25 protein-coding genes and 1 pseudogene are annotated in these 26,997 nt (G+C 74.2%); 17 read left to right on the forward strand and 9 right to left on the reverse strand.

Annotation, left to right across the window (positions count from 1 at the left end; all coding sequences use genetic code 11):
* Positions 1–7: 7 nt before the first annotated feature.
* Together FSW04_RS00230 and FSW04_RS00235 are read right to left on the reverse strand one after the other, a co-directional pair.
* Entirely contained in the window at positions 8–1,435 is a 1,428-nt protein-coding gene (locus FSW04_RS00230) for a hypothetical protein (RefSeq protein WP_146915028.1), read from the reverse strand.
* 51 nt (positions 1,436–1,486) lie between these two features.
* The gene (locus FSW04_RS00235) at positions 1,487–1,768 is read right to left on the reverse strand and encodes a hypothetical protein (RefSeq protein WP_146915030.1); all 282 of its coding nucleotides are present in this window, start codon (positions 1,766–1,768) and stop codon (positions 1,487–1,489) included.
* A 216-nt stretch (positions 1,769–1,984) separates the two neighbouring features.
* Between FSW04_RS00235 and FSW04_RS27705 the strand changes: the two genes are divergently transcribed.
* Both FSW04_RS27705 and treS read left to right on the forward strand, forming a co-directional pair.
* Positions 1,985–2,107 carry a hypothetical protein gene (locus FSW04_RS27705; protein ID WP_267128278.1) on the forward strand — a complete coding sequence of 41 codons (123 nt, stop codon included), beginning with the start codon at positions 1,985–1,987 and terminating at the stop codon, positions 2,105–2,107.
* Between the two features lie 68 nt (positions 2,108–2,175).
* Positions 2,176–4,431, forward strand: a complete 2,256-nt coding sequence (treS, locus tag FSW04_RS00240) for a maltose alpha-D-glucosyltransferase (protein ID WP_146915033.1) — start codon at positions 2,176–2,178, stop codon at positions 4,429–4,431.
* Here the strand turns inward: treS and FSW04_RS00245 are convergent.
* Positions 4,428–4,643: a hypothetical protein gene (locus tag FSW04_RS00245; RefSeq protein ID WP_146915035.1), complete on the reverse strand. Its 216-nt coding sequence runs from the start codon at positions 4,641–4,643 to the stop codon at positions 4,428–4,430. The two genes, treS and FSW04_RS00245, sit on opposite strands and share 4 nt — an antisense overlap.
* Before the next feature lie 229 nt (positions 4,644–4,872).
* Here FSW04_RS00245 and FSW04_RS00250 point away from each other — a divergent pair, with 229 nt between their 5' ends.
* Complete coding sequence (locus FSW04_RS00250) at positions 4,873–5,820, forward strand: LLM class flavin-dependent oxidoreductase (RefSeq protein WP_146915037.1); 948 nt, start codon at positions 4,873–4,875, stop codon at positions 5,818–5,820.
* A 67-nt stretch (positions 5,821–5,887) separates the two neighbouring features.
* On the opposite strand, the gene FSW04_RS00255 is transcribed toward FSW04_RS00250, so the two are convergent.
* Complete coding sequence (locus tag FSW04_RS00255; protein WP_146915039.1) at positions 5,888–7,273, reverse strand: class II 3-deoxy-7-phosphoheptulonate synthase; 1,386 nt, start codon at positions 7,271–7,273, stop codon at positions 5,888–5,890.
* A gap of 89 nt (positions 7,274–7,362) precedes the next feature.
* On the opposite strand from FSW04_RS00255, the gene FSW04_RS00260 reads away from it, so the two are divergent.
* Positions 7,363–7,590, forward strand: a complete 228-nt coding sequence (locus FSW04_RS00260; protein WP_146915041.1) for a hypothetical protein — start codon at positions 7,363–7,365, stop codon at positions 7,588–7,590.
* Here FSW04_RS00260 and FSW04_RS00265 read toward each other — a convergent pair.
* Positions 7,587–9,065 carry an MFS transporter gene (locus FSW04_RS00265; protein ID WP_146915043.1) on the reverse strand — a complete coding sequence of 493 codons (1,479 nt, stop codon included), beginning with the start codon at positions 9,063–9,065 and terminating at the stop codon, positions 7,587–7,589. The genes FSW04_RS00260 and FSW04_RS00265 overlap by 4 nt on opposite strands.
* Positions 9,066–9,162: 97 nt before the next feature.
* Here FSW04_RS00265 and FSW04_RS00270 point away from each other — a divergent pair, with 97 nt between their 5' ends.
* Entirely contained in the window at positions 9,163–10,116 is a 954-nt protein-coding gene (locus FSW04_RS00270; RefSeq protein ID WP_146915045.1) for a helix-turn-helix transcriptional regulator, read from the forward strand.
* Between the two features lie 23 nt (positions 10,117–10,139).
* On the opposite strand, the gene FSW04_RS00275 is transcribed toward FSW04_RS00270, so the two are convergent.
* Positions 10,140–10,886: an SDR family oxidoreductase gene (locus FSW04_RS00275; RefSeq protein ID WP_146915048.1), complete on the reverse strand. Its 747-nt coding sequence runs from the start codon at positions 10,884–10,886 to the stop codon at positions 10,140–10,142.
* Positions 10,887–10,953: 67 nt separating this feature from the next.
* On the opposite strand from FSW04_RS00275, the gene FSW04_RS00280 reads away from it, so the two are divergent.
* The gene (locus tag FSW04_RS00280; protein ID WP_228430761.1) at positions 10,954–12,243 is read left to right on the forward strand and encodes an amidase; all 1,290 of its coding nucleotides are present in this window, start codon (positions 10,954–10,956) and stop codon (positions 12,241–12,243) included.
* A 241-nt stretch (positions 12,244–12,484) separates the two neighbouring features.
* Here FSW04_RS00280 and FSW04_RS00285 read toward each other — a convergent pair whose 3' ends face one another.
* A complete protein-coding gene (locus FSW04_RS00285) occupies positions 12,485–13,753 on the reverse strand; it encodes a methylaspartate ammonia-lyase (RefSeq protein WP_146915052.1) in 1,269 nt (422 codons plus the stop codon).
* A 122-nt stretch (positions 13,754–13,875) separates the two neighbouring features.
* On the opposite strand from FSW04_RS00285, the gene FSW04_RS00290 reads away from it, so the two are divergent.
* The 4 genes from FSW04_RS00290 to FSW04_RS00305 all read left to right on the forward strand — a co-directional run bounded on the left by FSW04_RS00290 (position 13,876) and on the right by FSW04_RS00305 (position 17,590).
* Positions 13,876–15,453, forward strand: a complete 1,578-nt coding sequence (locus tag FSW04_RS00290) for a hypothetical protein (RefSeq protein WP_146915054.1) — start codon at positions 13,876–13,878, stop codon at positions 15,451–15,453.
* Between the two features lie 115 nt (positions 15,454–15,568).
* Positions 15,569–16,537, forward strand: a complete 969-nt coding sequence (locus tag FSW04_RS00295; RefSeq protein WP_146915057.1) for an IS481 family transposase — start codon at positions 15,569–15,571, stop codon at positions 16,535–16,537.
* A gap of 106 nt (positions 16,538–16,643) precedes the next feature.
* Positions 16,644–17,009 (forward strand): ArsR/SmtB family transcription factor, encoded by a 366-nt coding sequence (locus tag FSW04_RS00300; RefSeq protein ID WP_146915059.1) that lies wholly within the window; start codon positions 16,644–16,646, stop codon positions 17,007–17,009.
* Positions 17,006–17,590, forward strand: coding sequence for an SRPBCC domain-containing protein (locus tag FSW04_RS00305; protein ID WP_187369109.1), 585 nt, complete (start codon positions 17,006–17,008; stop codon positions 17,588–17,590). Before FSW04_RS00300 ends, FSW04_RS00305 begins: the two co-directional genes overlap by 4 nt.
* A gap of 20 nt (positions 17,591–17,610) precedes the next feature.
* Here FSW04_RS00305 and FSW04_RS25450 read toward each other — a convergent pair whose 3' ends face one another.
* Positions 17,611–17,784, reverse strand: coding sequence for a hypothetical protein (locus FSW04_RS25450; protein WP_187369110.1), 174 nt, complete (start codon positions 17,782–17,784; stop codon positions 17,611–17,613).
* Positions 17,785–17,825: 41 nt separating this feature from the next.
* On the opposite strand from FSW04_RS25450, the pseudogene FSW04_RS28240 reads away from it, so the two are divergent.
* The 5 genes and pseudogenes from FSW04_RS28240 to FSW04_RS00330 form a co-directional block, all read left to right on the forward strand.
* Positions 17,826–18,839: pseudogene (locus FSW04_RS28240) on the forward strand (amidohydrolase family protein); the annotation flags it as partial.
* 109 nt (positions 18,840–18,948) lie between these two features.
* Complete coding sequence (locus tag FSW04_RS00315; protein ID WP_146915064.1) at positions 18,949–20,055, forward strand: amidohydrolase family protein; 1,107 nt, start codon at positions 18,949–18,951, stop codon at positions 20,053–20,055.
* A 1-nt stretch (position 20,056) separates the two neighbouring features.
* On the forward strand, positions 20,057–20,593 hold the full coding sequence (locus FSW04_RS00320) for a Rieske (2Fe-2S) protein (RefSeq protein WP_146915066.1): 537 nt from the start codon (positions 20,057–20,059) through the stop codon (positions 20,591–20,593).
* Entirely contained in the window at positions 20,590–21,441 is an 852-nt protein-coding gene (locus FSW04_RS00325; RefSeq protein ID WP_146915068.1) for an MBL fold metallo-hydrolase, read from the forward strand. The genes FSW04_RS00320 and FSW04_RS00325 overlap by 4 nt, the downstream gene beginning before the upstream one ends.
* Positions 21,442–21,450: 9 nt before the next feature.
* Positions 21,451–22,236, forward strand: a complete 786-nt coding sequence (locus FSW04_RS00330; RefSeq protein WP_146915070.1) for an MBL fold metallo-hydrolase — start codon at positions 21,451–21,453, stop codon at positions 22,234–22,236.
* Positions 22,237–22,573: 337 nt separating this feature from the next.
* On the opposite strand, the gene FSW04_RS00335 is transcribed toward FSW04_RS00330, so the two are convergent.
* The gene (locus FSW04_RS00335) at positions 22,574–24,004 is read right to left on the reverse strand and encodes an FAD-dependent oxidoreductase (protein ID WP_146915072.1); all 1,431 of its coding nucleotides are present in this window, start codon (positions 24,002–24,004) and stop codon (positions 22,574–22,576) included.
* A 48-nt stretch (positions 24,005–24,052) separates the two neighbouring features.
* Here FSW04_RS00335 and FSW04_RS25455 point away from each other — a divergent pair, with 48 nt between their 5' ends.
* Positions 24,053–24,217 carry a hypothetical protein gene (locus tag FSW04_RS25455; protein WP_187369111.1) on the forward strand — a complete coding sequence of 55 codons (165 nt, stop codon included), beginning with the start codon at positions 24,053–24,055 and terminating at the stop codon, positions 24,215–24,217.
* Between the two features lie 108 nt (positions 24,218–24,325).
* A complete protein-coding gene (rph, locus tag FSW04_RS00340) occupies positions 24,326–26,992 on the forward strand; it encodes a rifamycin-inactivating phosphotransferase (RefSeq protein ID WP_146915074.1) in 2,667 nt (888 codons plus the stop codon).
* Positions 26,993–26,997: the final 5 nt, after the last annotated feature.

Consider the following 26,997-nt stretch of genomic DNA (forward strand, 5'->3'; position numbering starts at 1 on the left):
CCGTCGGTCAGCGCATCCGCGGGTCCGCGCTGCCGGCGGGCCAGCGCGACGTGAGGATGCCGTCGCCCGATCCGGTCTTGTTGCGCTTCTCGATGCACGGTGCCCCGGCGCCGGAGATCACCGCGCCCTGCACGCCGGGAACGGTCGGGTCGTCGAGGACCGCCGAACCGCCGCAGTCGGGCAGCAGGCCCTTGTACTCGGGCGCGGGGTACGGCCCCGGCGTGTAGTCGCCGTTGATCTCCAGCGGCGTGCCGGGCTTGGTCGCGAAGCGGAACGGCGCCCCGAAGCAGCCCTCCAGGAACGCGGCGCCGTTGTTGGAGACGGCGTTCATGACCTTCTTGTCGATCGTGACCACGACGCGCTTCTCGCGATCGGGCGCCGAGAAGTCCACGGCGAAGGTGTCGGCGGCCGACAGCAGCTCCGTGTAGCCCGTGCAGTCCAGCGGACCGCCGACCCGCGAGATCGTCAGGAACCCGGCGTCGATGTCGGCGAAGGGGCCCTGGATGGCGGTGACCGACACGTTCGAGGCACCGCCGAACGCGGCGTTGGTGTTCGTCATCCCGAGGCTGCCGGTGCAGTCGACGTCCTCGGCGCAGGCGACGCCGACCTCCACGATGCTGAACGGCGCCGACGTCGCCGGCGTGGCGGTGCTGCTCGAGGCCCGCAGCGTGTAGCCCGCGCCCGCCTTGTCGATGCTCAGGGTCGAGAACGACGCGACCCCGCCCACCGTCGTCGCGGTCGCCGTCCCCGACAGCGTTCCCCCGCCCGCGTTGGTCCCGATCGCCATGGCAACCGGCAGACCGTCGACGGCGATGCGGCTGCCGGCCGCGTCGACGACCTCGACGGCCACCGGCGGCCCGGCGGGCGTGTAGGCCTGGGCGCTGATCGTCTGGGCGACCCGGGCGTTCGCGGGCTGGGCGGTGGACACGAACCGCAGCGCACAACCACCGCTCACGACGGTGGTGAGGCTGCTGCGGGTCGCGTCGAGGCTCAGGTCGTTGCCGGGCGGCCCGTTGTAGTTGTTGGCCTGCTTGGTGACCGGCGGCGCCCACGTCAGCGTCTGCGCCGTGCAGTCGGGCACGACGCGCAGCGTCGCCGTCAACGAGGCGCCGGGCGCGAGGTTGAGGTTGCGCAGCAGGATCGTGCCGGCCGAGACGGTGGCGCTGCCCTGCGAGGTCGAGGCGCTCACGATCCGCAGCGCGGCCGGCACGACGAGGTTCGACGAGCCGAGCTGCTGCTGGCCGGTGAGGTTCGTGTAGGTGACCTTGACGGTGCCCTCGGTCGCGGCGACCAAGGTGGACGGCGTGGTGCCGTCGGCATTGGCGACCACCACCGCGAACGGCTTGTCGGCGCTGAAGGCCGGCGCGGCGATCGCGAGCAGGAGCACGAGGGCGGCCAGCGCCGCGAGGGAGGCCCGGAGGCGGAGGGGGCGCATGGGAGACCGACCCTAACCCGTTCGTCCGTGGCAGGACAACGCTACGTCGGTTCAGGTTGCGTCCGCCGCGGCCTGCCGCGGCACCGCACGGTGGATCGGCCCCCGCTCGAGCACCGGATCGAGCACGCCGTCCATGATCTCGCCCGCGGCCTGGTCGAACGGCGCCGTGCGCGCGGCCTGCCCGGGGTAGCCGATGCCCCGTCGGATCTCGGGCACCAGGAGGTAGGCGCCGGCCAGCACGCACGAGAGGACCGCGAACGTCGCGGCCCGCTCGCCGGCCATCCGGCGCAGCGCCGGTCGCAGCTCGTCGTCGGGCACCCCGTCCAGCTCCACGGCGCGCGGGCAAGCACGTGCTGCGCGAGAAGCCGCTGGCGCTCGGCGCCGTCGCCGCCGGCCGGGTGCTCGACGCCACCCGCCAGGCGGGCGTCGCGCTGCTGGAGGCCTTCGCCTACCGCTTCCACCCCCAGACCCGGGGGCCGCTGGGCTCGTGGGCGACGGCGCGATCGGCGACGTCCGCCAGGTCAGCGTCACGTTCAGCTACGCGCCGACGTGGTCGCCGCCACGCACGGCGAGCCGGTGGCCGAGGCGCGCGACGTCGGCGGCCTCGCCGTGGTCGTGCGCGCCGGGCACCGCGCCCACCGCGCGCCGGCCCCGCGGTCCGTCACGGGCTGACCGTCCGCCCGTCGCGCCCGGACGCGACGCCCGTCACAATCGGGGGTGGAATGGGTACCGAACCTCCGATGAGCCAGATCGACGAACGCACGACCGGGGTGGTCGAGGAGGCCGAGGAGCGCCAGCCCTCCGAGATCACCTACGACGAGCAGTTCTACCCGGCCCGCCCGCGACGCCTGCGGCCGTCGGCCCGCCGTGCGCTGCGCAACGTCATCCGCTCGGCGCTGTCGGGCTCCCCCGACGCCGGCAACGAGTCCTACGTCAAGTGGCTCGTGGAGCAGTCCATGCTCTGGGACGCCAAGCAGCTCGCGATCCAGCTCTCGGGGCAGGGCAGCATGTGGCAGAACCCCTTCGCCCACCCCGATCCCCGGGCGGCCGTCGAGCGCGCGGCCGTGTGGTTCACCGCCTACCCGCTGTCGTTCATCGCGCGCAAGGGCGACAGCTTCCTGTCGGGCCTGGCCAACCAGGAGCTGTGGGCCGCCTTCCGCGACATCGGCATCGACGCCGTGCACACCGGCCCGGTCAAGCAGGCCGGCGGCATCAAGGGCTGGGACCTCACGCCGTCGGTCGACGGGCACTTCGACCGCATCAGCATGCAGATGGACCCGGCGTTCGGCACCGAGGACCAGTTCCGGGCGCTGTGCGCCATCGCCGCCGAGCACGACGGCACCGTCATCGACGACATCGTCCCGGGCCACACGGGCAAGGGCGCGGACTTCCGGCTGGCCGAGATGGCCTACGCCGACTACCCCGGCATCTACCACATGGTGTCGGTCGCCCCCGAGGACTGGCACCTGCTGCCGGAGGTCCCGGCGGGCCGCGACTCGGCCAACCTCGACGCCGAGTGCGAGGCCAACCTCGCCTCGGCCGGCTACATCATCGGCCGGCTGCAGCGGGTCATCTTCTACGAGACCGGCGTCAAGGAGACCAACTGGAGCGCCACCGGCATGGTCACCGGCATCGACGGGGTCGACCGCCGCTGGGTCTACCTGCACTACTTCAAGGCCGGGCAGCCGTCGATCAACTGGCTCGACCCGTCCTTCGCGGGCATGCGCCTGGTCATCGGCGACGCGCTGCACGCGCTGGCCGACCTCGGCTCGGGCGCCCTGCGGCTCGACGCCAACGGCTTCCTCGGGGTGGAGAAGAGCGCCGAGGACCTGCCGGCCTGGTCGGAGGGCCACCCGCTCTCGGAGGCGGCCAACCACTTCATCGCGTCCATGGTCCGCAAGATGGGCGGCTTCTCCTTCCAGGAGCTCAACCTGACCATCGACGACATCAAGACGATGTCGGAGTCCGGGGCCGACCTCTCCTACGACTTCATCAACCGCCCGGCCTACCACCACGCGCTGTGCCTGGGCGACACGGAGTTCCTGCGGCTGACGATGAACCTCGCGCTCGAGCTCGGCGTCGGCTCGGCGTCGCTCGTGCACGCGCTGCAGAACCACGACGAGCTGACCCACGAGCTCGTGCACTTCGCCACCCGCCACAAGGACGACCTGTTCACGTTCGGCGGCGAGGAGATCAGCGGGTGCGACCTCTCGGTGCGCATCCGCGCGGACCTCACCGACACGCTCACGGGCCCGCACGCCCCGTACAACCGGCGCTTCACGACCAACGGCATCGCCTGCACGACGGCCTCGGCGATCAGCGCCGTCCTGGGCATCGCCGATCCCGACGCGATGGCCGACGAGGACGTCGAGCGCGTCAAGCAGATCCACCTGCTGCTGGCCATGTACAACGCGCTGCAGCCCGGCGTGTTCGCCCTCTCGGGCTGGGACCTGACCGGCATGCTGACCATCGACGCCGCGAAGGTCGCCGACCTCATCGCCGACGGCGACACCCGCTGGATCAACCGCGGCGCCCACGACCTCATGGGCCTCAACCCCGAGGCCTCGGGCTCGGAGGGCGGGCTCCCGCGGGCCCGCAGCCTGTACGGCACGCTCGCCGACCAGCTAGGCGACCCGTCGTCGTTCGCCGCGGGCCTGCGGCGCATCATCGACGTCCGCCGGCGCTACGGGCTCCCGTCGGGCCTGCAGCTCGACGTCCCCGACGTGTCGCACAAGGCGCTGCTGGTCATGGTGCACCGCCTGGGCGACGACCGGCTGCAGGTCACCGTCCTGAACTTCGGGCCCGAGCCGGTGGCCGGCACCGTGCGCTCCGAGCACCTGCTGCCGGGCGCCGAGGTCATCGACATGTTCACCGACGAGCCCGTCGGCGTGGTCGACGACCTCAAGAGCTTCAGCCTGGAGCTCGGCGGCTACGACGGCGTGCCGCTGCTGCTGCGCGTGCCGCCCGAGCCCGACGAGCCCGCGGGCGACGCCTAGGGCTCGACCGCGACGGCCCGGGCCTTCCCGGAGCAGGCCCGGCGGCCGGAGACCTCCCGCCGGGCCTGCTCCTGCTGCGGGTCGCCTTCGGCGACGGCGAGTGGCAGGGCGTCACCCCGGTCGACGGGACCGCGCAGACCCACCGGCTGCACCGGCCGCTCGGCCTGCCCGACGAGCGCACGGGCCTGCTCGGGCTCGCGTGCGAGCTGCACCGGCGCAGCCTGCCCGCCGACCTGCCGCCCTCCGGCCAGGAGGGCGCCGAGCTCGAGCGCGCCGCACAGGAGTGGGCGCTGCTGCTGCAGATCTGCGACACCGCGGCGACCGGCGACCGGCTCGTGACGGTCTGGTGCCGGCGTGAGCGGCTGGCCGCCGGCGACCTGCAGGGCCTGGTCGCGGTGCGCCGGCGGATGTGACCGGGCGGCGTCGCGCTATGACTGCACGATGCGCGTAGCCCTGATGATCGAAGGACAGGAGGACGTCACCTGGGAGGACTGGGTGGCCCTCGCGGAGGCCTGCGAGACGTTCGGCATCGAGGCGCTGTTCCGCTCCGACCACTACCACGACCTCTCGGACGACGGCCCGCACGAGCGCGGCGCGCTGGACGCCTGGGGGACGATCACCGCGCTGGCCGCCCGGACCACGACGCTGCGCCTGGGCACGATGGTCTCCCCCGCGAGCTTCCGCCACCCGTCCGTCCTGGGCAAGCTCGTCACGACCGCCGACCACGTCTCCGGCGGGCGCGTGGAGGTGGGGCTGGGCACGGGCTGGTCGGAGGTCGAGCACGCCGCCTACGGCTTCCCGTTCCTGTCGATGGGCGAGCGGATGGACGTGCTCGCCGAGCAGCTGGCGATCCTGCACGACGGCCACTGGGGCGAGGGCGAGGGCCCGTTCACGTTCGAAGGCGAGCACTACGCCGTGCGCGACCTCGAGGCGCGGCCGCGCCCCGTCCAGCGCCCGCACCCGCCGCTCATCCTGGGCGGCGCGGCGGGACCCCGCGCGGCGCGCCTGGCCGCCCGCTACGCCGACGAGTACAACACGGTCGACGCGACGCCGCAGCAGATCGGCGAGCGCGCGGCCCGCATCGCCGCGGCGTGCACCGCGGCGGCCCGCGAGCCCATCCCGTTCTCGGTGATGGCCACGACGCTCGTCGCCGCCGACGAGGCCGGCCTGCGCCGCCGCGCGGCCGCCCTGGCCGAGTGGACGGGCGCACCGGTCGACCCTGCCGCGCCGGGCCCGACGTGGATCGCCGGCACGACCGCGCAGGTCGTCGCGCGGCTGCGCGCCCACGAGGAGCTGGGGGTGTCCCGCGTCTTCCTGCAGCACCTCGTCCACCGCGACCTCGAGACCGTGGAGCTCATCGGCCGCGAGATCGTGCCGGCGGTGGCGTAGGACGCGGCTGGCATCGGCCCCACCACGAGCGTCGTGCTGGAGCCGCGCGGGTGAGCGGCCGGCTCGGCTAGGGCGCCGTCCGGCGCAGCATCTCCACGACCAGGAACGCGAGCTCGAGCGACTGCTGGGTGTTCAGGCGCGGGTCGCAGGCCGTGTCGTAGCGGGAGCCCAGCTCGCTGTGGGAGATCCGCTGGGCGCCGCCGAGGCACTCCGTCACGTCCTCGCCGGTGTGCTCGATGTGGATGCCACCTGGGTGGGTGCCGAGCTGCTGGTGGACCTCGAAGAACCCCTCGACCTCGTCCATGACCTTGTCGAAGTGCCGGGTCTTGTGCCCGCTCGGCGACTCCTCCGTGTTGCCGTGCATGGGATCGCACTGCCAGACGACACGATGACCGGCGCGCGTCACCGCCTCGACGATCGGCGGCAGGTGGTCGCGGACGCGGCCGTTGCCCATGCGCGACACCAGCGTCACGCGGCCGTCGATGCGCGCGGGGTCCAGGCGCTCGACGAGCGCGACGGCGTCGCCGGGCGTCGTCGACGGCCCGATCTTCACGCCGATCGGGTTGGCCAGCAGCGCGGCGAGGGCGACGTGCGCGCCGTCGAGCTGGCGCGTGCGGTCGCCGATCCACAGCTGGTGGGCCGAGAGCAGGTACAGGCGCTCGCCGTCCAGGCGCAGCAGGGCGCGCTCGTAGTCGAGCACCAGCATCTCGTGGCTGGCGAAGAGGTCGACGGTGCGCAGCGAGCTGTCGTCGACGCCGCAGGCCGACATGAACTGCAGGCTGCGCTCGATCTCCGTCGCGACGCGCTCGTAGCGCGCGCCCGCGTTGGACTGGCGGACGAAGTCCATGTTCCACTCGTGCAGGTGGTGCAGGTCGGCCAGCCCGGCGCCGGTGATCGCTCGCGTGAGGTTCATCGCCGCCGCCGCGTTGGCGTAGGCGCGGACGAGGCGGCCCGGGTCGGCGCGCCGAGCCTCCTCGGTCGCCTCGATGGCGTTGACCATGTCGCCGCGGTAGGACGGCAGGCCGGCCGCGTCGGTGTCCGAGCTGCGCGGCTTGGCGTACTGGCCGGCGATGCGGCCGACCTTCACGACGGGCATCGCCGTCCCGTAGGTGAGGACGACGGCCATCTGCAGCAGCGTGCGGATCGTGCCGCGCAGGTGCTCCTCGGTGTTGTCGACGAACGTCTCGGCGCAGTCGCCGCCCTGCAGGAGGAACGCGTTGCCGCGCGCGACGTCGCCCAGGCGCTGCTGCAGGCGGTCGACCTCCGTGGGGACCGCGATCGGCGGCACGCTCTCCAGCAGCGCGCGGACTCGCACGACGTACTCCGGATCGGGCCAGGGCGGCTGCTGGGCGGCCGGCCGGTCCAGGGCGTCGGCCAGCGCGGCGGCCAGCGCGGGAGGCAGCGGCGGGAGCTCGGGCAGCGCCGATGCCGGCACGTCGACGGTCCAGGTCATTGCCCCAACGCTAGTCCGCGGCGGCCGCCGGTGCGTGCGGGCGGCGCCGACCGCACGTCCGACCAGCCCCGCGCTGCGTAGGAACCCCCGTGCTCCCGTCGCCCCACGAGGACCCGCGCAGCGACACGACCGCGATGGTCGTGGCCGTCACGGGCGTGATCGGTCCCGTCCCCTACGTCATGGCCGTCGCGGCGCTGCGCATGGCCGGCAGCCCACGGCGGTCGCGGCGTGCCGCGACCGCCGTGATCGTGGCCGCGGCCACGATCGTCCTGCACACCGCGGCCCTGGCGTGGCTCGCGGTGCGCCTGGTGGGCTAGTGTGCGGCCGCGCGGGCGTGGCGCGGCAGCCAGACCACCGTCAGCGCCGCCGCGGCCAGCAGCCCGAGGCACACCAGCAGCGCGTGGTCGGCGGCCCCGACGAACGCCGCGGCGCCGCGGCCCGCGCCGGCGACGTCGAACAGGACGGTCCCGACGATCGCGATCCCCAGCGACATCGCCAGCTGCTGGATGGCCTCCAGCAGCCCGGAGGCCGAGCCGAGCTGGTGGGGCTCGACGCCCGCGAGGATGACGTCGAACATCGGCATGAAGATCATGCCCATGCCCAGCCCGGTGACGGCCAGCGGCGCCGCAAGGTCCCAGGCGCTGAGCCCGGCACCCTGCGCGCGCAGCACGAGGTCGACCGCGAGCAGCCCGGCCGCCATCGTCCCGAGGCCGATCCACAGCACCGTGCGCCCGAGCCGGCCGACGAGGACGGCCGAGGCGATCGAGCCGCCGGTCGCCGCCAGCGGCACCGCGACCGTCGCGACGCCGCAGGCCAGCGGCGAGAAGCCCAGGCCGATCTGGAACATCACGTTGAGCGCCAGGACCATGCCGCCCATCGCGCCGATGAAGCAGACGACGAGCGCGAGGCCACACACGTAGGGACGGCGGCGCAGCACCGACGGCTCGACGAGCGTCGTCGCGCCGCGGGCGGCGCGACGCGCCTGCGCCCACGAGAAACCGGCCAGCAGCGCCACGCCGACGGCGGGCAGCGCGACGCACCACCGCGGCCACCCGAGCTCGCGGCCCTCGACGAGCGGGTAGACCAGCGCGAAGCCGCCGGCCATCGCCAGCAGCACGCTGGTGGCGTCGAGGCGGCCGCCGGCGGCGACGGGCCGGCTGCGCGGCAGCACCCGGTGGCCGAGCGCGAGCGCGGCCAGGCCGAACGGGACGTTGACGAGGAAGATCGCCCGCCAGCCCGTTCCGAGCAGGTCGAGGTCGACGATGCCGCCGCCGAGCAGCGGCCCGGCGACGGCGGCGAGCCCCATGACGGGGCCGAAGACCGCGAACGCCCGCTGTTGGCCCTCGTCGCCGAAGAGCTCGCGGATGAGCCCGAAGCACTGCGGCACCATGACCGCGGCCGTCGCGCCCTGCAGGGCGCGGGCGCCGATGAGGGCGTCGGGCGACGGCGCCAGCGCGCACAGCGCCGAGGCGCCGACGAAGGCCGCCATGCCGACCAGCAGGACGCGCCGGCGGCCGAACAGGTCGCCGAGGCGGCCACCGAGCAACAGCGACGTCGCCATCGCCAGCGTGTAGGCGGCGGTCGTCCACTCGATCGAGGCGTAGGAGCCGCCGAGCTCGGCGCGGATCGCGGGGGCGGCGGTCTGGGCGATCGTCGCGTCCAGGAGGTCCATGACGGAGGCGGCCAGCACGACGGCGAAGCCGAGCCAGGCGAGGCGCGAGACGGTGCGCGGCGCGGGCGGAGGCGACGCGGCGTCCGGCGGGAGGGGCAGGTCGATGACGGTGGTGGCCATGGCGGCGAGGCTGTCGGCGCATGCGGTCAGGTTCGGTCCTCATTGATCCCCATGCGGTCAACTGCGGTCCGCATGCGGTGGGATCATCGGCGACGCGATGATGCAGACCTCCGCCCGCCTGCTGGCCCTCCTCTCCCTGCTGCAGATGCGCCGCGAGTGGAGCGGCCCGGAGCTCGCCGCCCGCCTCGAGGTCGGCAGCCGCACGATCCGCCGCGACGTCGACAAGCTGCGCTCCCTCGGCTACCCGATCCAGGCCGCGCCGGGCGTCGCCGGCGGCTACCGGCTCGGCGCCGGCGCCGACCTGCCCCCGCTGCTGCTCGACGACGCCGAGGCCGTCGCGGTCGCCGTCGGGCTGCGGTCGACGGCGGCCGGGTCCATCGCCGGCATGGAGGAGACCGCGGTCCGCACGCTGGCCAAGCTCGAGCAGGTCCTCCCCGAGCGGCTGCGCCGGCGCGTGCGCGCGCTCGGCGACGCCACGAGCGCGTTCGCCGTCGACGGCCCGCGGATCGACGCCGACGTGCTGGCCACGATCGCCGGCGCGATCCGCGACGGCGAGCGCGTGCGCTTCGCCTACCGCGCCAAGGACGACAGCGCCACGCGGCGTCGGGTCGAGCCCGCGGCGGTCGTCCACACGGGCTACCGCTGGTACCTCGTCGCCTGGGACCTCGACCGCGAGGACTGGCGGACGTTCCGCGTGGACCGCATCGCCGGGCGCGTCGGCGCCGCCGGCCGCGGCACCCGCCGCGAGGTCCCCGGCGGCGACCCCGCAGCCTACGTGCGCCGGGCCATCCGCGCCCAGGACAGCGCCCCGGTGCCCGGTCGCGTGCGCCTGCACGCGCCGGCCGACGCGGTGGCCCGGCGGGTCCCGGCTCGCTATGCGACCGTCGAGCCCGACGGCGACGACGCGTGCGTGGTCACGACCACGGGCGGCTGGTCGACGCAGTTCGTGGTGTGGATGGCGACCCTGGAGATCGCCATGGACGTGCTCGAGCCGCTCGAGCTCGTGCAGCAGGCCCGGGGCATCGCCGCGCGGCTCGGCGCGGCCGCCTGAGCCGGGCCGCCGCCGGCGTCGACCTACCGGCCGCCGGACACGTCGACCGCGGTTCCGGTCACGTACCCCGCGTCGTCGCCCAGGAGCCAGACGATCGTCGCCCCGACCTCGTCCGCGGTCCCGGCGCGGCCCATCGGCGCGGCCGGCCCGAGCCGCTGCGCGCGATCGGGCTGGCCCCCGCTGGCGTGGATCTCGGTGTCGATGATCCCGGGGCGCACGACGTTGACGCGGACGCCCTCTGCGGCGACCTCCCGCGCCAGCCCCAGCCCGAGCGTGTCGACAGCGCCCTTGGACGCCGCGTAGTCGACGTATTCGCCCGGCGAGCCCAGGCGCGCGGCCGCCGAGGACACCAGGACGATCGCGCCGCCCGGCCCGCCGTGGGCGGTCGAGATCCGGCGCACCGCCTCGCGGCAGCAGAGGAACGTCCCCGTGATGTTGACGGCCATCATGCGCCCGATCCGGTCCGCGGTGAGCTGGTCGACGCGGGCGCGCGGTCCGACGATCCCGGCGTTGGCGACCAGCGCCGTGAGGGGACCCAGCGCGTCGGCGGCGGCGAACGCCGCGAGCACGTCGTCCTCGGCGGCCACGTCGGCCCGAACCGTGGCCGCGGTGCCGCCGGCGGCCCGGATCGCCTCGGCCACCGCGCCGGCCGACGCCTCGTCCTCACGGTAGGTCAGGCACACCGCCCATCCCGCGGCCGCCGCCCGTCGGGCCGCGGCCGCGCCGATCCCGCGCCCGCCACCCGTCACCAGCACCACGCCGCGATCCATCCCGGGACCGTACCGGCCGCGGCCGGGCGGGGACGACGGGCGCGCCGCTGCGAGAATGCCCGCCACGATGGAGCTGCACGAGCGCACCGCGACGGACCTGCACGACCTCGTCGCCGGTGGCGCCGTCGCGGTGCAGGACGTCGTCGACGCGCTCGTGGCGCGCATCGACGCGCTCGAGCACCACCTGCGGGCGTGGACCGCCGTCGAGCGCGGGTGTGCCGACCGCGGCGGCGCCGGACCGCTGCACGGCGTGCCGGTGGGGATCAAGGACAACATCGACACGGCCGACCTGCCGACGACCTACGGCTCGCGCCAGTACGCCGGGCACCGGCCCGGCGAGGACGCCCACGCCGTGGCGCTCCTGCGCGATGCCGGCGGCCTCGTGCTCGGCAAGACCGAGCTGCCCGAGTTCGCGGCCGTGCAGGAGCCCCCGCCGCCCACGCGCAACCCCCACGACCCGACGCGCACGCCCGGCGGCTCGTCGAGCGGCTCGGCGGCGGCCGTCGCGGCGGGGATGGTGCCCGTGGCCCTCGGGACGCAGACGACGGGCTCCGTCGTGCGGCCGGCGTCGTTCTGCGGGATCTTCGGGTTCAAGCCGACGTTCGGGTCCATCGCAACCGCGGGCGTGCGGCGGATCACGACCTCGCTGGACACCGTCGGCGTGCTGGCCCGCAGCGTCGCCGACGTCGAGCTGCTCACCGGGATCCTGGCCGGAACGGCGCCGGTCGCGGCCCCGGCGGCGCCGCGGATCGGCCTGCTGCGCACCGCGCTCTGGGACGCGGCCGACCCGTGCACGCGCGACGCGATGGACGCCGTCGCGGCCCGCATCGCCGACGCCGGCGCCGACGTCGAGGAGCTCGAGCTCGACCCCGGCGCCGGCGCGCTCGGGGAGGCAGCGCCGTGCATCCAGCACGTCGAGATGGCGTCCTTGCTCGCCGACGAGCCGTACGACGCGCTCGCCGACGCGCTGCGCGGGATGCTCGACGCGGGCCGGGCGACGAGCCCGGCCGCCTACGCCGAGGCCCAGGACCTCGTGGCCCGGTGGCGCCCGCGCGTCGACGAGCGGCTGCGCCGCCACGAAGCCGTGCTGACCCCGAGCGTGCTCGGCGAGGCGCCGGGCGCGGAGACCACCGGCGACCCGCTGTTCTGCCGGACCTGGACGCTGCTGGGCACGCCCGCGATGAGCATGCCGCTGCACCGCTCGCCGGCCGGGCTGCCCGTCGGGCTGCAGCTCGTGGCCCCGCGCGGGGCCGACGCCGCGCTGCTGGCCACCGCGCGCTGGGTGGCCGAGCGCCTGCTCGACGACGGCCGCGTCGCGGTCGTCGAGCCCGCCGCCGCGCAGCGCGATCCCGGCTGAGTCCCGCCTCGGGCGGCGGCGCCCGACGCCGTGGCGCTCGCGTGGCGCATGCCCATCGCGGGGGCCGGCCCAGGACCTGGCCGTAGACCCGCCACGGGCCGCTGTCGTGGTCCCGCCGCGCTCGTCGGCGCAGGCCGCGCCCGGTCCGGCCAGGGCGCCCGCGATCGCGACCGCGGTGAGCGCCAGTCCGCGGAACGTGCTGCGCGTGGACTTCCCCTCCTGTGGTGACGGGCATCGCCGCTCACCCCGGAGCGGCGGTCTCGGCCGCGGCGACCGCAGCGAGCGCGAGCGTGCGCTCCATCTCGTTGCGGACGATCGACAGGCCCTCGTCGACTCCCATGCCCGGCTTGGCCAGCATCTGGTCGGCGCCCGCGCCGAGCGCGACGTGCACCGACACCTGCGCGGCGCGCTCGGTCTCGGTGCACGAGCCGCCGAGCAGCGCGGTCACGCCGTGGCGGCGGCAGTCGAGGATCGCCTCGACGGCGTGGTGCAGCGAGCCGAGGTCGGGCGCCTTGACCTGGATCACGTCGGCGGCGCCGGCCCGGGTGAACGCCCGGACGTCCGCCGCGCTGTTGGCCCACTCGTCGGCGACGAGCTGCACCCCGGCGCCCCGGGCGGCGAGGATGCGCCGCAGCTGCGCCATCGCCGCGATCTGACCGTCGCGCGAGCCGGCGTCCACCGGATGCTCGACGCGCAGGGCCAGCGGCGCGGCCTCGGCGCCCATGGCGCAGACGATGTCGGCGACCGCCTCGAGGTCGCCCCGCGCGACCTCGCCGAGCAACCCGTACACGTCGAAGTGCAGGACCGGCGCGTAGGCCGCCGAGGGGCGCAGCTGCTGCACCCGCTCGCGCACCCAGCGCACGTAGGCGATGAGGTCGGCGCCACCGGCGCCGACGAGGGAGGGCTCGTTGATGAGCCCGTGCGGCAGCGCGTCGACGCCCTTGAGGATCATCTTGTCCACGTTGACCCGGCGCTCCTCGCCGCTCTGCGCGTAGACGGGGATCCGCCGCAACGGCCCGTCCAGCCCCCACTCGGCGCGCACGTGCTCGGCCATCGTCACGCCCGCGCCGTGCGCCGCCGCGTCGAGCAGCGCCTGCGACAGCCCGTAGGTCGCCGCCGTCCCCACATCGTCGATCGCCGCCGCGAGCCGGTCGAGCCGCCGTGCGGCGGCGCGGAAGCCGTCGACGGCCGTGCCGCGCAGCTCCGGCGCCACCGCGCCGGCGATCACGGCGGCGAGCGCCTGGGCACGCAGGCGCGGCTCGCGCCCGCCGACGCCGCTGTACTGGACGCTGACGCAGTCGCCGTGGGCCACGTGCCCGTCGCTGAGGACGAGCAGCACCGAGACGGCCTCGGCCGGAGCTCGGATCGCGTCGGCGCCGGGCGTGACGGCCGGGCCGCGGTAGGCCAGGCCGTCGCGCGGCGCGCCGCCCTTGATCGCGGCCTGGTCGTCGGCGAAGAACCCTCCGGTGGCCGGCACGGCGAGGACGTCGGTGATGGTGAGCCCAGGCATCGGCGCCAGTCTGGCGGCGGCCCCGGTCGGCGGTCTCGTCCACCAACAGACATCAATGCGGGGCGTCAGACGGTCGACCCAAGGGAGTACGCGGGCGTCTTGCCCGTGCGGGGGCCCGAGGCGTGCTGACGCAGGCGCGCGAGCTCTGCCACCTCACGTCCAAGAAGGACTACAGCATGCCCCGTCTTCCGCGTCTGCTGGCGCCGGCTGCGGCCCTCGCCGCCCTCGCCGCGGTCGTTCCCGCCGCCCAGGCGGCGTCGACCGCCACCTTCCCATCCTCGGGTCCGGCGACCGCGACCGTCCAGATCACCGATCCGGGCCCGGCCTCGCCGACGGTGCACCTGACCGCGACGGTCGCCGACGCCTCCCACCTGGCCGACACGCGCGTGTTCCTCGGCCAGGACGGAGCGACCCCGAACGTCTCGGTCGGGATCGACGGCGTGCGCGACGCGCGCTACGACGACACCTACGACGGCGACCTCTCGACCGCGGGCTGCTCGATCTACGACAGCACGCGGACCTATGCCCCCGAGGTGACGCACACGGCCGACACGCTGTCGGTCGACCTGCCCAAGGGCGAGATCATCTCCTTCGAGGACACCGAGGTGGCCGTCGGCGACATCGGCACCGACGCGCCCTGCGACAACGGCGGCGGCTTCCACGGCGTCGCGATGGACTACCCGGGCGTCCGCGAGACCATCGACGGCTTCTCCTGGGACGCGCCCGCCGCCCCCGCCGTCACGACCGACGGCGGCCGCCGGCAGGTCGCGCTGAGCTTCGACCAGGAGCCCGGTACCCAGTACGACATCTACCGCGTGGTCGACGGCGTGCGCTCGGACACCCCGTTCGTTTCCAACGTCCGCGGCGACGGCAGCGACGTCCAGGTCGTCATCGACCAGGACCCCGAGGGCAACGCCCTGGAGCCGGGCACCACCTACCGCTTCCAGGTCCAGGCCACGCGGCTGTTCAACGTCTGGCAGGGCTCGGACATGGTTCAGCCGACCAGCCCGTTCAGCGCCGTCGTGTCGGCCACGACCGCGGCCGTGCAGTCCGTCCGCTTCCTCTCGGCGCCCCCGGCCACCACGAGCGACAGCACCGCCCAGCTGACCTGGGCCATCGACGGCAACGACGCCGGCCAGGCGCCGTTCTGCGTCCTGGACGACCGCGTCGAGGTGGCCTGCACCACGACGGGCGTCAGCCTCACCGGCCTCGCGCCGGGCGCCCACGCGCTGACCGTGTACCCCGCCGACGGCGAGCGCTCGTTCACCGCGTCATGGACCGTCGTCGCGCCCGCCCCCGCCCCGGCCGTCGTCCCGGCGCCCGCCGTGGTCCTCCCGCGGGTCACCTTGCCGGCCGTGCGCTCCAACGACCGTGACGGCGACGGCATCGCGAACACGTGGCTGGTCGGCGGCCGGCTCGCGTCCGCCCCGGCGGCGCCGAAGGCGGCCGTGACCGCCAAGCGCGTCACGCTGTCGCTGCGGGCCGCGGCCAAGGCCGCCAAGCACGTGCGCATCTACCGGGCCGACGGCACCGGCGGCTTCAAGCTCGTCGGGACCGTCTCCCCGAAGCGCGGCACGTTCGCCGACACGAAGGTCAAGCCCGGCCACACCTACCGCTACAAGACGGTGGCGGTCAACGCCAAGGGCCAGCAGGGCCAGGCGTCCAAGGCGGTCACCGCGAAGGTCCGCAAGACCCGCTAGGTGACGTGCCTCGGGACGTTCCGAACGTCTGAGGGCTGAAGTTGAGGCATCCGGGCTGAGACAGAGGCTGTGGGTCTTCTCAAGGATCCAACGGCCTCGGAGGTCATCAGCCCGGATGCAGTGCAAGCGTAGGTGGCTGCCCAGCTGGCAGCGTGTCGAGCTGGTTGATTGGTGTCTTGGCGAGGGACTTCCTCGACGCCAGGCAGCGGCCCGTCGGCGGGTGAGCGTGTCGACGGTGCAGTACTGGATCGACCGGTACCGCAACGCCTCAGACGCCGAGCGAGCGTCGGGCGCGTGGGCGCAGGATCGACCCTCGACGCCGCATCGCCAGCCGACGCGGTCCAGCGACGAGCTGCACGACCGTGTCTGCCAGGCGCGGACGCGGACGGGCTGGGGGCCGCGCCTGATCGCCTCCGAGCTCGGCATCGCGCACGCGACGGTCTCGCGCTGTCTGAAGCGGCGCGGCATGTCGCGCCAGCCGCCGGCGCCCCGAGAGGCGGTGCAGCGCTTTGAGTGGCCGTGCCCTGGGGCGTTGATCCAAAACGACGTCAAGCGTTTCGCGCGGTTCTCCTCACCCGGCCATGCCGTCACCGGCAACCGTCACCGCACGGGCGCCGAGAAGCGCCAGCGTGTCGGCTACGAGTTCGCCCACAGCGCGATCGACGACCACAGCCGCCTGGCCTACACCGAGCTGCACCGCGACGAGAAGGCCGCCACCGTCATCGGCTTCACCGAGCGGGCGATCGCGTTCTTCGCTGCGCACGGCATCATCATCGAGCGCTGGCAGACCGACAACGCCTGGACCTACACCCACAACAAGGCGCTGGCCGCCCTGTTTGACAGCCACGGCATCCGGCATCGCACGATCGCGCCCCGCACGCCGCGCCACAACGGCAAGGTCGAGCGCTACCAGCAGACCCTCAAACGCGAATGGGGCCTGGGACAGCGCTACCGCTCAAGCGACGCCAGAGCCGCAGCGCTGCCACACTGGCTGCACCACTACAACAACGAGCGGAACCACAGCTCGCTCGGCAACCGGCCGCCCATCACCCGCGTTCGGAACGACCTGAGGCAGAACAGCTAGCCGCGTCCGGCCTCCGGCACCGCCGTCCCCCCGGGGCGCGGCGGTGCCGGGCACGCCGGGTATCTCAGCCTTGGCATATATAAGCCTAGACTGATATCCTTCTGGAGTGCACGCGTTCGACGTCCTCGGCGACCCCGTCCGTCGTCGGATCCTCACCCTCCTGGCCGACGGTGAGCGACCCGCCGGCGCCATCGGCGCCGTCGTCCAGCGGGAGTTCGGCATCACGCAGCCCGCGGTGTCGCGCCAGCTGCGCGTGTTGCGCGAGAACGGCTTCGCGACCGTGCGCGCCCAGGGCACGCAACGGCTGTACGCGGTGGACCCCGCTCCGCTGCAGGCCGTCGATGAGTGGCTCGCGCCCTACCGGCGGTTCTGGGAGGGCCGGCTGGACGCACTGGGCACCGAGCTGGCGCGCGGCCGGCGCACGGCCCGCGCCGGTCGACCAACGATCCCCGCCAGGAAGGACCGCCCGTGAGCGATCGCGACGACGGGCTCGCCGAGCCCACCCCCCGGCTGCTGCACCGACGCATCGCCGCGGGCGACGCGCGCGTGGCGGTCTTCGACCGCGTCTACGCCGCCCCGATCGACGACGTCTGGGACGCCTGCACCAATCCCGACCGGCTCGCCCGCTGGTACGTGCCGGTCCGCGGCGACCTGCGCCTCGGGGGCCGCTTCGAGCAGGCCATGATGGGCTCCGGCGAGATCGTCGAGTGCGAGCCGCCCCGCCACCTGCGGGTGTCGCTGGGCGGCGGGGCCGACGAGATCGAGCTGCGCCTGACAGAGGCCGGCCCGGGCGCGACCGCCCTGGAGCTGCAGCACGCCACGACGATCGCCGAGCACACGATCGGCGGGCAGGTCTTCGACGCGATCTTCTGCATGGGCGGTGGCTACTACCCGCGGCTCCTCGCGCTGGACCGCCACCTGCGCCGGGCGCTCCCCGACGGCTACGACCCGCTCGTCATGCACGAGAACCCCGCGATGCGGCCGGCCATCGAGCGCGGCAGCAGCGCGATGGCGGCGCTGTTGGCCGCGACCGCGTCGCGCGCCCGCGACTGAGGACCGGAGATCCCGATCGACTACAGGCGGACGGAGGTGAGCTCACCGATGTGGAGGCGGTCGGCGGCGTTCCCGTCGAGCTCGACGGGCGTCACCGGGCGCACGACGGAGGGCAGGCCCGCACCGTCGCACGGCCCCAGGCGGCCTGGAGCGACCTCCTCCGTGACGCCCGCGATTGCGCTGCGCGGCGGCACACCCGTACGCTGGCCCTCACAGCGGCCGAAGGAGAGACGGCATGACGTCATTGATCGACAGCACGGCCTCGCGCCCCGAGGGTGGGGCGCGGACGCTCATCATCGACACGGATACGCACAACTTCCCACTGCCGCCCGACATCGCGCCGTACCTGTCCGGCACCTGGGCGCGGTACCTCGAGACCTTCGGGCTGCGCACCGTCGGCGAGCACGGGATCCCGCGCGGCCGCCTCATGGCGTCGCGCGCCGACGCCTGGTCGCCGCGGGGCCGGCCGCCCGGCAACGACGCCGAGTACTTCGTCGAGCAGCTCCTGGACCGCTACGACGTGCACGCGGCGATCCTCAACAACTCGGCGACGTTCTTCACCGGCATGGTCGGCGGCAACCAGCCCTACGCGTTCACCGAGGCCTTCGTCGCCGCGGTCAACGACTGGGTCGTCGCCGAGTGGCTGTCGGTCGACGAGCGGCTGTACTCGTCGATCACGGTCGCCGTCGAGGATCCGAAGGCGACCGTCGCCGAGATCGAGCGCTTCGGCGCCGACGAGCGCTTCGTCCACCTCGGCCTGCCGTTCTCCACCCGCAACCCCATGGGGGCGCGGAAGTACTGGGACATGTTCGAGGCGGCATCGCACTTCGGCCTGCCGCTCTCGCTCCACACCGGCAACGCGCCGATGCCCAGCACGGGATCGGGCTGGCCGAGCTTCTACTTCGAGGACCACATGGATCGACCGCCGTCCGTCCTGGCCCAGCTCGCGAGCCTCATCTGCGAGGGCGTCTTCGACCGCTTCCCCGACCTCAAGGTCGTCGTCCAGGAGGGCGGCTGGACCTGGGCCCCGTCCTACAGCTGGCTGCTGGACAGCGCCTGGCGCCGGCTGCGCGAGGAGGAGCCCTACCCGTTCGACCGCGCCCCGTCGGAGTACCTGCGCGACCACGTCTGGTTCACGACCCAGCCGATGGAGGAGACGCGCCGGCCCCACGAGTTCGACGAGGTCCTGGCCATGCTCGCCAAGGACCGGCTCATGTTCGCCAGCGACTACCCGCACTGGGACTTCGACCCGCCCGACCGCGCGCTGCCCACGACGCTGGCGCCCGAGCTGCGCGAGGCGGTGCTCGGGGCACGGCCGCCGCGCTGTACCCGCGGCTGGCCGAGGGGTTCGTCGCCTGATGCCGGCCGTCGCCCCCGACCGCCCCGACCTGCTGGGCACGCCGTGGACCGGCGCGGTCATCGACGCCGACCTGCACGTCAACCCGCCGTCGCTGGAGGCCATCCGGCCCTACCTGGCCCGCCAGTGGCTGGAGTGGATCGACGAGACCGGGTTCACCGCGCCGGCGTCGCTGGTGACGAAGTACCCGCCGGGCAGCAGCGTGACGTGCGCGGCGCGCTGGCGACCGGCCGACGGCCGCACCCCGGCCAGCGACCTCGGCCTCCTGCAGGAGCACGTGCTCGACCCGCTCGGCGTCGAGCGCGCGGTCATCAGCTGCTACTGGGGCCAGGACGCCATCCGCAACCCGGACTTCGCCGCCGCGCTGGCCCGGGCGATGAACGACTGGCTCGTCGACGAGTGGCTGGACCGCGACCCGCGCCTGCGCGCGACCGCCGTCGTCCCGTCGCACAACCCCGCCGATGCGGCGGCCGAGATCGACCGGGTCGGAGGGCATCCCGGGTTCGTGCAGGTGTTCCTGCCGCTGTGGTCGCCCAAGTTGTACGGCAACCGCATCTGGCTGCCGCTCTTCGAGGCGATCGAGCGTCATGACCTCGTCGCCGGCCTGCACTACGGCGGCTCGTCGGAGGGCGCGACGACCGGCACGGGGTGGGCGACGTGGTTCTTGGAGGAGTACGTCAGCGCGCTGGGCATGTGCTGGCAGCAGCTGACGAGCATGATCTGCGAGGGGCTCTTCCAGCGCTACCCGACGCTGCGCGTCTCGCTGCTGGAGACCGGCTTCACGTGGCTGGCCCCGTTCCTCTGGCGGCTGGACAAGGAGTGGAAGGGGCTGCGGCGCGAGGTGCCCTGGGTCGACCGGCTGCCCTCCGACATCTTCCGCGAGCACGTCAAGGTCGCCGTCCAGCCCATCGGGGCCGGCCCGTCGCCCGACGACCTCGCCCGCCACGTGGAGTGGCTGGGCTCCGACGAGATCCTCATGTTCGGCTCCGACTACCCCCACGGGCACGAGCACCCCGTCGCGACGCTGCTCGACGTGCTGCCCGAGGCGGCGCGCGCCAAGGTCATGGCCGGCAACGCCCGGGCCCACTACAAGCTCGGCGACGGCTGAGATGGGCCGCCACGTCGTCGCCAAGGCGTCCGACCTGCCCGAGGGCGGGCGGATCATCGTCGAGGTCCAGGGCCGCTCCATCGGGGTGTTCCACATCAACGGGCGCTTCCACGCGCTGCTGAACCAGTGCCCGCACATGGGCGCCGAGCTGTGTCGCGGGTCGATCCTGGGGCGGCTGGACTCCACCGTGCCCGGCGAGTTCCGCTACGACGAGGAGCACGCGCTGTTGCGCTGCCCGTGGCACGGCTGGGAGTACGACATCGAGACCGGGCAGTCCTACTTCGACTCGCGGGCCCGGCCCTACCCCGTCGACGTGCGCGCCGGCGGCGAGGTGGCCCCGGAGGTGCAGACCGGCGACGTCGGGCGCCCGGCGGCGGGCACGGCCACCGAGTCGGTCGTGGGCCTGGCCGCGTCCAAGCTGCGGCCGGGACCCTACGTGGCTGAGAGCTTCCCGATCGCGATCGAGGACGACTACATCGTGGTCACGATGCCGGGGCGGGCGCGGCCCGCGCCCCGGCCGGCCGAGGAGGGCGGATGATCCTCGAGCTGGCGCCGGGGCGGCTGGCCGCGATCATCAACAGCTATGCCATTGACGGGCGCGTGAGCTGGCATCCGCCCGCCGCACGCGGCGTGGGCTTCATGCACGTCTACGTCCTGCGCGACGGGAACTCGGTCGTGATCGTCGACACCGGGCTGGGCGCGCATCGCGAGCAGGTCCTCGCCGGGCTGGCCGAGCTCACCGGCCCCGGCGACGACCTCACCGTCATCGCCCTGCGCACGCAGGAGTTCGACGCGATGTGCAACCTCCTGCCGATCCTCGAGCGGTTCGCCGTGCGCGAGGTCTGCGGGCAGCACCCGGACCCGCTGGGCTGGGGCGACTTCCACGTCGACCTGCGCCTGGCCGGCCGCGACGCGCTCGTGCGCGGCGACGCGACGACGCCCCTCACGGGCCTGAGCACCCGCGTGCTGCACGAGCACGAGGAGGTCGTCCTGGGCGCCAGGACGCTCGAGGTCTTCCGGCCGGCGATCCGGCTGCTGCAGACGCACTGGATCTACGACGCAGCCACGCGCACGCTGCTGACCTCGGACATGTTCACCCATGCCCGCGCACGCGGCGGCCAGGACGCGGCGGTCATCACCGACGACAACGACGGCGCGACCGTCGAGTCCGTGCAGGAGCACCTGCTCGGCGGCCGCTACTGGTGGCTGGCCCAGTCGCACGCCGACGAGCTGCGCACGTGGCTGGCCGGCGTGTTCGCCGAGCGTGACGTCGAGACCGTGGCCCCGGCCTACGGCGGCATCCTGCGCGGCCGCGACGTCGTCGCCCGCCACGTCGGGCTCCTCGACGAGGCCATCGCCCGGTGCGCCGCGATGATCCCCGCCTGAGGCCCGCCGATGACGCGCCGATCCCTGCCCCGTGAGATCGCCCCCGGCCTGCACTGGCTCGGCGACTGCATCCACGTGACCTACGCCGGCACGACCCTGCACAGCCTCGACTCGCTCTTCGTGCTGCAGGGCAGCGAGGCCGCGGTGATCGTCGATGCGGGCCTGCCGAACGACCTCGACGTCATCGAGCGCCAGCTCGACGAGGTCGAGCGGTCCGGCGGGCCGCCGGTGCGCTACGTGTGGCCCACCCATCAGGAGACGCCGCACGCCGGCGGCGTGGCGCGCTGGCTGGACCGCTACCCCGACGCCGTGCTGTGCGGCGACGTGCGCGACTACCACCTGATCTTCCCCGAGCTCGCCGCCCGCCTCATGCCGCTGGAGATCGGCGAGCGGATCAGCCTCGGCGACAGCGAGGTCGTGGCCGTCGCGCCGGTCTTCTACGACCTGCCCGGCACGCAATGGCTCTTCGACACGCGCCGCAGAGCGCTCTTCTCCGGCGACGGCTTCGCCTACGCGCACTACCACCTCGCCGAGCAGTGCAGCCTGGTCGCCGAGGAGGCCGACGACCTCGACATCCCCGAGATGACCGGGCTGTTCAGCGAGGCGTCGCTGCGCTGGTCGAAGTACCGGGACATGGAGCCGCTGACCCGGGAGCTCCAGGCGCTCGTCGCCGACCTCGGGGCCGAGGTCGTCGCGCCCGGCCACGGGCTCCCGATCCTCGACCCCGTGACCACGTTCCCGCGGGTGATCGAGGGCCTGCTCCTGGCCCACAAGGTCGACCGCGGCACCGGCTGACCCGGCGCTCTCGAGCGTGCCGTTGGGCAGCAGCTCGGCCGACAGCGGCCCGGAGTCGCACGATCTGGTCGTCGTCGCCGGGCATGACGTGGACCGGCACCGTCATCCTCTTGAGGTCCCCGGTGAAGTCGGCCTACCGCGGCTGGGGGAAGCCGGCGGCAGCGGGGCGAGCCCGCCCCGCCACCATGGCCGTTTCTCGGTGCGGCCGCCGCAGACGCCGCACACAGCCAGGACGCGTTCCGTGGTCCTCGACGGCCCGGACCCTCTCCGACCGCGCCGCCGGGCGGAAGCCCCCGCGGCCGGCGAGGCCGCATCTTGCGGAGAAACTCGCGGCCGCCTAGAGGTCGTAGGAGAGGCCGGCGATCCCGTTGGCCGCCATGCGGGCCTGCAGCGCGGTGAGCGCCGGGGCGGCCGGCGCCAGCGCCTCGGCAACCTTCATGGCCGACCAGACCGCTGTCTCCTGCAGGTCGCTGCCCGCCGTGTAGGTACCGCTGAAGCACAGGCCACCGCGGCCCTGGAGCGGGCGCAGCGCGCGGGCGGCCGCGACGGTCTGCGCGCTGATGAGCGGGTGCTTGAACCGCCGCTCCAGGAGGATCTCCGTCGGGTCGGCACGCCGGCGCTGGGCCCACGACTTGAACAGCTCGACCGTCCCGCCTGAGGGCAGCGGGGCGTGCAGGGCGCCGATCCACGCGCTGCCCTCGCACTCGACCCCGTCGACCCCGGCGTTGTACGCGGCCCAGTTCCAGCGCCGGGGGTGCACGTAGGCCGGGTCGCGGTGGATCAGCAGGCGCGAGTCGAAGTACTCGTAGCGGTCGAGCAGCGCGGTGACATCGCCGAACGCGCGCAACGGCCGCAGCAGCTCGCGCCCGATGCGCGGCGGCGCGTTGAGCACCACGAAGCGGTACGGGCCCTGCCGGCCGGCGGGCGTGCGCAGGACCCAGCCGTCGCCGCGCAGCGCCAGGGCCCGCACCGGCGCGTCGAGGCGGACCCTCGCGGCCGGGGCGCGGTCCAGCAGGCGCTGGAGATTTCCCTGCAGGCCGATCTTCGAGGTGTAGGTGCTCGCCCCCTTGAGGTCGGCCGGGAACGCGAGCGCGAACGTCTGCAGGATCGAGCGCGCCGATGCCCGCGCGGCATCGGCGCGCGGGGAGCCGATCGTCGCCGTGATCCACGGGAAGAGCACGTCGGCCTTGAACGCCGGCCCGAGCGGGAGGCCGGCGATCCACTCGTCGACGGTCGTCTCCCACGCCAGGCCGTCCAGCACGGCGCGCCGCGCCAGCTGCGCGAAGACGGCGAACTCGATGGCGTTCCACGGCGTCGCCAGCGGGTGGGTCGAGGTGAGCCACGGCGGGCCGCCGGCCACAGGGAACACGCAGAGGCTGCCGGGCGCCGCGTAGGTCTCCCCCGCCGACGGGTCGGCGGGGTCGTAGAGGCCGAGCTCCTCGAGCAGCGTGACGTAGAGCGGATGGGTGTCGGGGTGGAAGAACTGCGCGCCGAGATCGACGGTCACGGCCTGCGACGGATCGGACGGGTCCGCCACGACGCGCGAGTCGCAGTGCCCGCCGATCCGGGCTCGCGCCTCGAACACGTCCACCTCGTAGCTGCCGGCGAGGAGGTATGCCGCGGTCACGCCGCCGGCCCCTGCGCCGATGACGGCCACCCGGTCGCGCCGCGTGGCCGAGGCGGGCGCGGCCAGCGTCGCGCCGGCGCCGAGCGCCGCCAGACCGGCGGCCCCCTTGAGCACCTCGCGGCGGGTCAGCGGCGTGGGCACCGGGCGAGCCTATGGGAGCGCGATCCCCATCGGGTACACCTGAGCGAGATGCGAACGGCCGCGCTCGTCCTGTGCGTCATCGCCATCGCGACGTGGGTGCCGGTGATCCGCGACATGGTCGTGGGCACCGGCAGCTCGTGGCGGGGCTGGGCGCTGCGGGCGATCGCCCTGCTGAGCTTCGTGCTCGCGGTGATCCTCAACGCAGCGCGGTGAGGACGAAGGCCCCCGCCACATCCAAAGTATCGCGACCAGGGGGGCTTGTTTCAAGCCCCCGGGGGTGCTGCATACTCGCTCGCCGCAAACGACCAAGGGAGCTCCGCGATGCGTGCCGAGCAGCAGTCCACAGCGGTCAGCACCAGCCATCCGATCAAGACCTTCACCTTGACCTCCGACCCCTATGTGTTGGACCTTCGCGAGATCGACGCGACGCGGGTGGCGCTCGCCGGCGGCAAGGGCGCCCACCTGGGAGCGCTGTCGCACCTGGAGGGCATCCGCGTGCCGCCCGGCTTCTGCGTGACGACCGAGGCGTTCCGGCGCGTCGTCACGCAGGCCCCATCGATCGACGGGGCGCTCGACCGGCTGTCGTGCCTGGACGCGGACGACCGCAGCGCGATCCGGGCGTTCAGCGCCGCGATCCGCCGCACGCTGCAGGACGTCGCCGTCCCGGGCGAGGTGACGGCGGCGATCACGCTCGCGCTGGCGCGCGCGGGCGAGCGGTCCGCCTATGCCGTCCGGTCGAGCGCGACGGCCGAGGACTCGCCGACGGCCTCCTTCGCCGGCCAGCACGACACGTACCTCAACATCGTTGGACCCGCCGCGATCCTCGAGCACGTCCGGCGGGCCTGGGCCTCGCTGTTCACCGAGCGCGCCGTGACCTACCGGATCCGCCACGGGCTCGACCACCGGACGACCCGGATGGCCGTGGTCGTCCAGCGGATGGCCGTCCCGCAGGCGGCCGGCGTCCTCTTCACCGCCGACCCGGTCACGTCCAACCGCAGGGTCGTCTCGGTCGAGGCCGCCTTCGGCCTCGGCGAGGCCGTGGTCTGCGGCCTGGTCGACAGCGACATCTACAAGGTGCGCGACGGCGCGGTCGTGGCCCGGGAGATCGGCGCCAAGCGGCTGGCCGTCCACGCGGGGGCCGCGGGCGGGACCGAGGAGCGGGCGATCGAGGCCGGGCGCCGGGCGCAGCCCGCGCTGACCGACGCGCAGGCCCTGCGGCTCGCCGCGCTCGGGCGCCGGATCGAGGCGCACTTCGGTCGCCCCCAGGACATCGAGTGGTGCCTGACCGGCGACGACGACATCGAGATCGTGCAGAGCCGGCCGATCACCACGCTGTTCCCCGTGCCCGACGCCGGCGACGACGCACGTCGCGTCTACGTCTCCGTCGGCCACGGGCAGATGATGACCGACGCCATGAGGCCGCTGGGGATCTCGCTGTACCAGCACGTGGCCCTCCCCACGATGTACGAGGCGGGCGGCCGGCTGTTCGTCGACGTCGCGCCGCGCCTGGCCTCGCCGGCCACGCGCCCGGGCGTCCTGGAGGCGCTCGGCCGGTCCGATCCGCTCGTCGGCGACGCGCTGCGGACCATCGTCGAGCGCGGCGGCCTCCTCCCGCCGGCGCCGGAGGACGACCGCCCCGCCGGGGCCGCCGCGGGCGGCGCGCCCGTGCCGATCGCGACCGATCCGGCCGTCGTCGACGAACTCATCAGGACCAGCCGGGCGTCCGTCGCGGCGCTGGGCCGCGACATCCGGACGATGTCCGGCCCGGCGCTTCTGGACTTCATCCTCGCCGACATCCAGGAGCTGCGGCGGATCACGTTCGACTCGCGGAGCACCCAGGTCATCACGGCCGGCATGGAGGCCGCGTGGTGGCTCGACGAGCGCCTGGAGGCGTGGCTGGGCGAGAAGGGCGCGGCGGACACGCTGGCGCTCTCGGTCCCCCGGAACATCACGTCGGAGATGGGGCTGGCACTGCTGGACGTGGCCGACGTCGTGCGCCCGCACCCCGAGGTGATGGCCTTCCTGGACGGGGTCGAGGACGACGCCTTCCTCGACGGCCTGGATGAGCTCGACGGCGGCCGGGAGGCGCGGGAGGCCATCGAGGGCTACCTCGAGCGCTACGGCATGCGCTGCGTCGGTGAGATCGACATCACCCGGCCGCGCTGGGGCGAGCGTCCCTCGGCGCTCGTGCCGATGATCCTCGGCAACGCCCGCAACGCCGAGGCGGGGGCCGGCCGGCGGCGCTTCGAGCAGGGCCGGCGGCAGGCCTGGGAGAAGGAGCAGGACGTCCTCGAGCGCCTGCGGGCCCTGCCGGGCGGCGCGGACAAGGCGCGGGAGGCCAAGCGGATGATCGACCGCGTCCGGACCTTCAGCGGGTACCGGGAGGATCCGAAGTACTGCATCGTCAGCCGCTTCTACGTGTACAAGCAGGCGCTGATGGGCGAGGCCGGCCGCCTGGCCGCGGCCGGCGTGCTCCGCGAGCCCGAGGACGTCTTCTACCTCACGCTGCCCGAGCTCGGCGACGTCCTGCGCACCCACGCGGCGGACCACGGCCGCATCGCCGAGCGCCGCCAGGCGTTCGCCGCGCACCAGGCCCTGACGCCGCCGCGGGTGATGACGTCGGAGGGCGAGGTCGTCACCGGGGCCTACCGGCGCGACGACGTGCCGGCCGGCGCGCTGGCCGGCCTGCCGGTCTCCGCCGGGACCGTCGAGGGACGCGCCCGCGTCATCCTGGACCTGGGCGAGGCCGAGCTCGAGCCGGGCGACATCCTGGTCACCACCGGAACGGACCCCAGCTGGTCGCCCCTGTTCGTGGCCATCACGGGGCTCGTCACGGAGGTCGGCGGCCTGATGACCCACGGCACGGTGATCGCCCGCGAGTACGGCCTGCCGGCGGTCGTCGGGGTCGAGGACGCCACCCGGCGCATCCGCGACGGGCAGCGGATCCGCGTGCACGGCACCGGCGGGTACGTGGAGCTCCTGGCGTGAGGACG

The organism is Baekduia soli (assembly GCF_007970665.1).
Classification (GTDB): domain Bacteria; phylum Actinomycetota; class Thermoleophilia; order Solirubrobacterales; family Solirubrobacteraceae; genus Baekduia; species Baekduia soli.

Bases quoted from the DNA above. Each gene is read 5' to 3' on its own strand.
- treS (WP_146915033.1), top strand. From the start codon at position 2,176: ATGAGCCAGATCGACGAACGCACGACCGGGGTGGTCGAGGAGGCCGAG.
- FSW04_RS00265 (WP_146915043.1), bottom strand. From the start codon at position 9,065: ATGGCCACCACCGTCATCGACCTGCCCCTCCCGCCGGACGCCGCGTCG.
- FSW04_RS00325 (WP_146915068.1), top strand. From the start codon at position 20,590: ATGATCCTCGAGCTGGCGCCGGGGCGGCTGGCCGCGATCATCAACAGC.
- FSW04_RS00275 (WP_146915048.1), bottom strand. From the start codon at position 10,886: ATGGATCGCGGCGTGGTGCTGGTGACGGGTGGCGGGCGCGGGATCGGC.
- FSW04_RS00330 (WP_146915070.1), top strand. From the start codon at position 21,451: ATGACGCGCCGATCCCTGCCCCGTGAGATCGCCCCCGGCCTGCACTGG.
- FSW04_RS00230 (WP_146915028.1), bottom strand. From the start codon at position 1,435: ATGCGCCCCCTCCGCCTCCGGGCCTCCCTCGCGGCGCTGGCCGCCCTC.
- FSW04_RS00270 (WP_146915045.1), top strand. From the start codon at position 9,163: ATGATGCAGACCTCCGCCCGCCTGCTGGCCCTCCTCTCCCTGCTGCAG.
- FSW04_RS00285 (WP_146915052.1), bottom strand. From the start codon at position 13,753: ATGCCTGGGCTCACCATCACCGACGTCCTCGCCGTGCCGGCCACCGGA.
- FSW04_RS00280 (WP_228430761.1), top strand. From the start codon at position 10,954: ATGGAGCTGCACGAGCGCACCGCGACGGACCTGCACGACCTCGTCGCC.
- FSW04_RS00320 (WP_146915066.1), top strand. From the start codon at position 20,057: ATGGGCCGCCACGTCGTCGCCAAGGCGTCCGACCTGCCCGAGGGCGGG.
- FSW04_RS25455 (WP_187369111.1), top strand. From the start codon at position 24,053: ATGCGAACGGCCGCGCTCGTCCTGTGCGTCATCGCCATCGCGACGTGG.
- FSW04_RS00295 (WP_146915057.1), top strand. From the start codon at position 15,569: ATGCAGTGCAAGCGTAGGTGGCTGCCCAGCTGGCAGCGTGTCGAGCTG.
- FSW04_RS00250 (WP_146915037.1), top strand. From the start codon at position 4,873: ATGCGCGTAGCCCTGATGATCGAAGGACAGGAGGACGTCACCTGGGAG.
- FSW04_RS00315 (WP_146915064.1), top strand. From the start codon at position 18,949: ATGCCGGCCGTCGCCCCCGACCGCCCCGACCTGCTGGGCACGCCGTGG.
- FSW04_RS00255 (WP_146915039.1), bottom strand. From the start codon at position 7,273: ATGACCTGGACCGTCGACGTGCCGGCATCGGCGCTGCCCGAGCTCCCG.
- rph (WP_146915074.1), top strand. From the start codon at position 24,326: ATGCGTGCCGAGCAGCAGTCCACAGCGGTCAGCACCAGCCATCCGATC.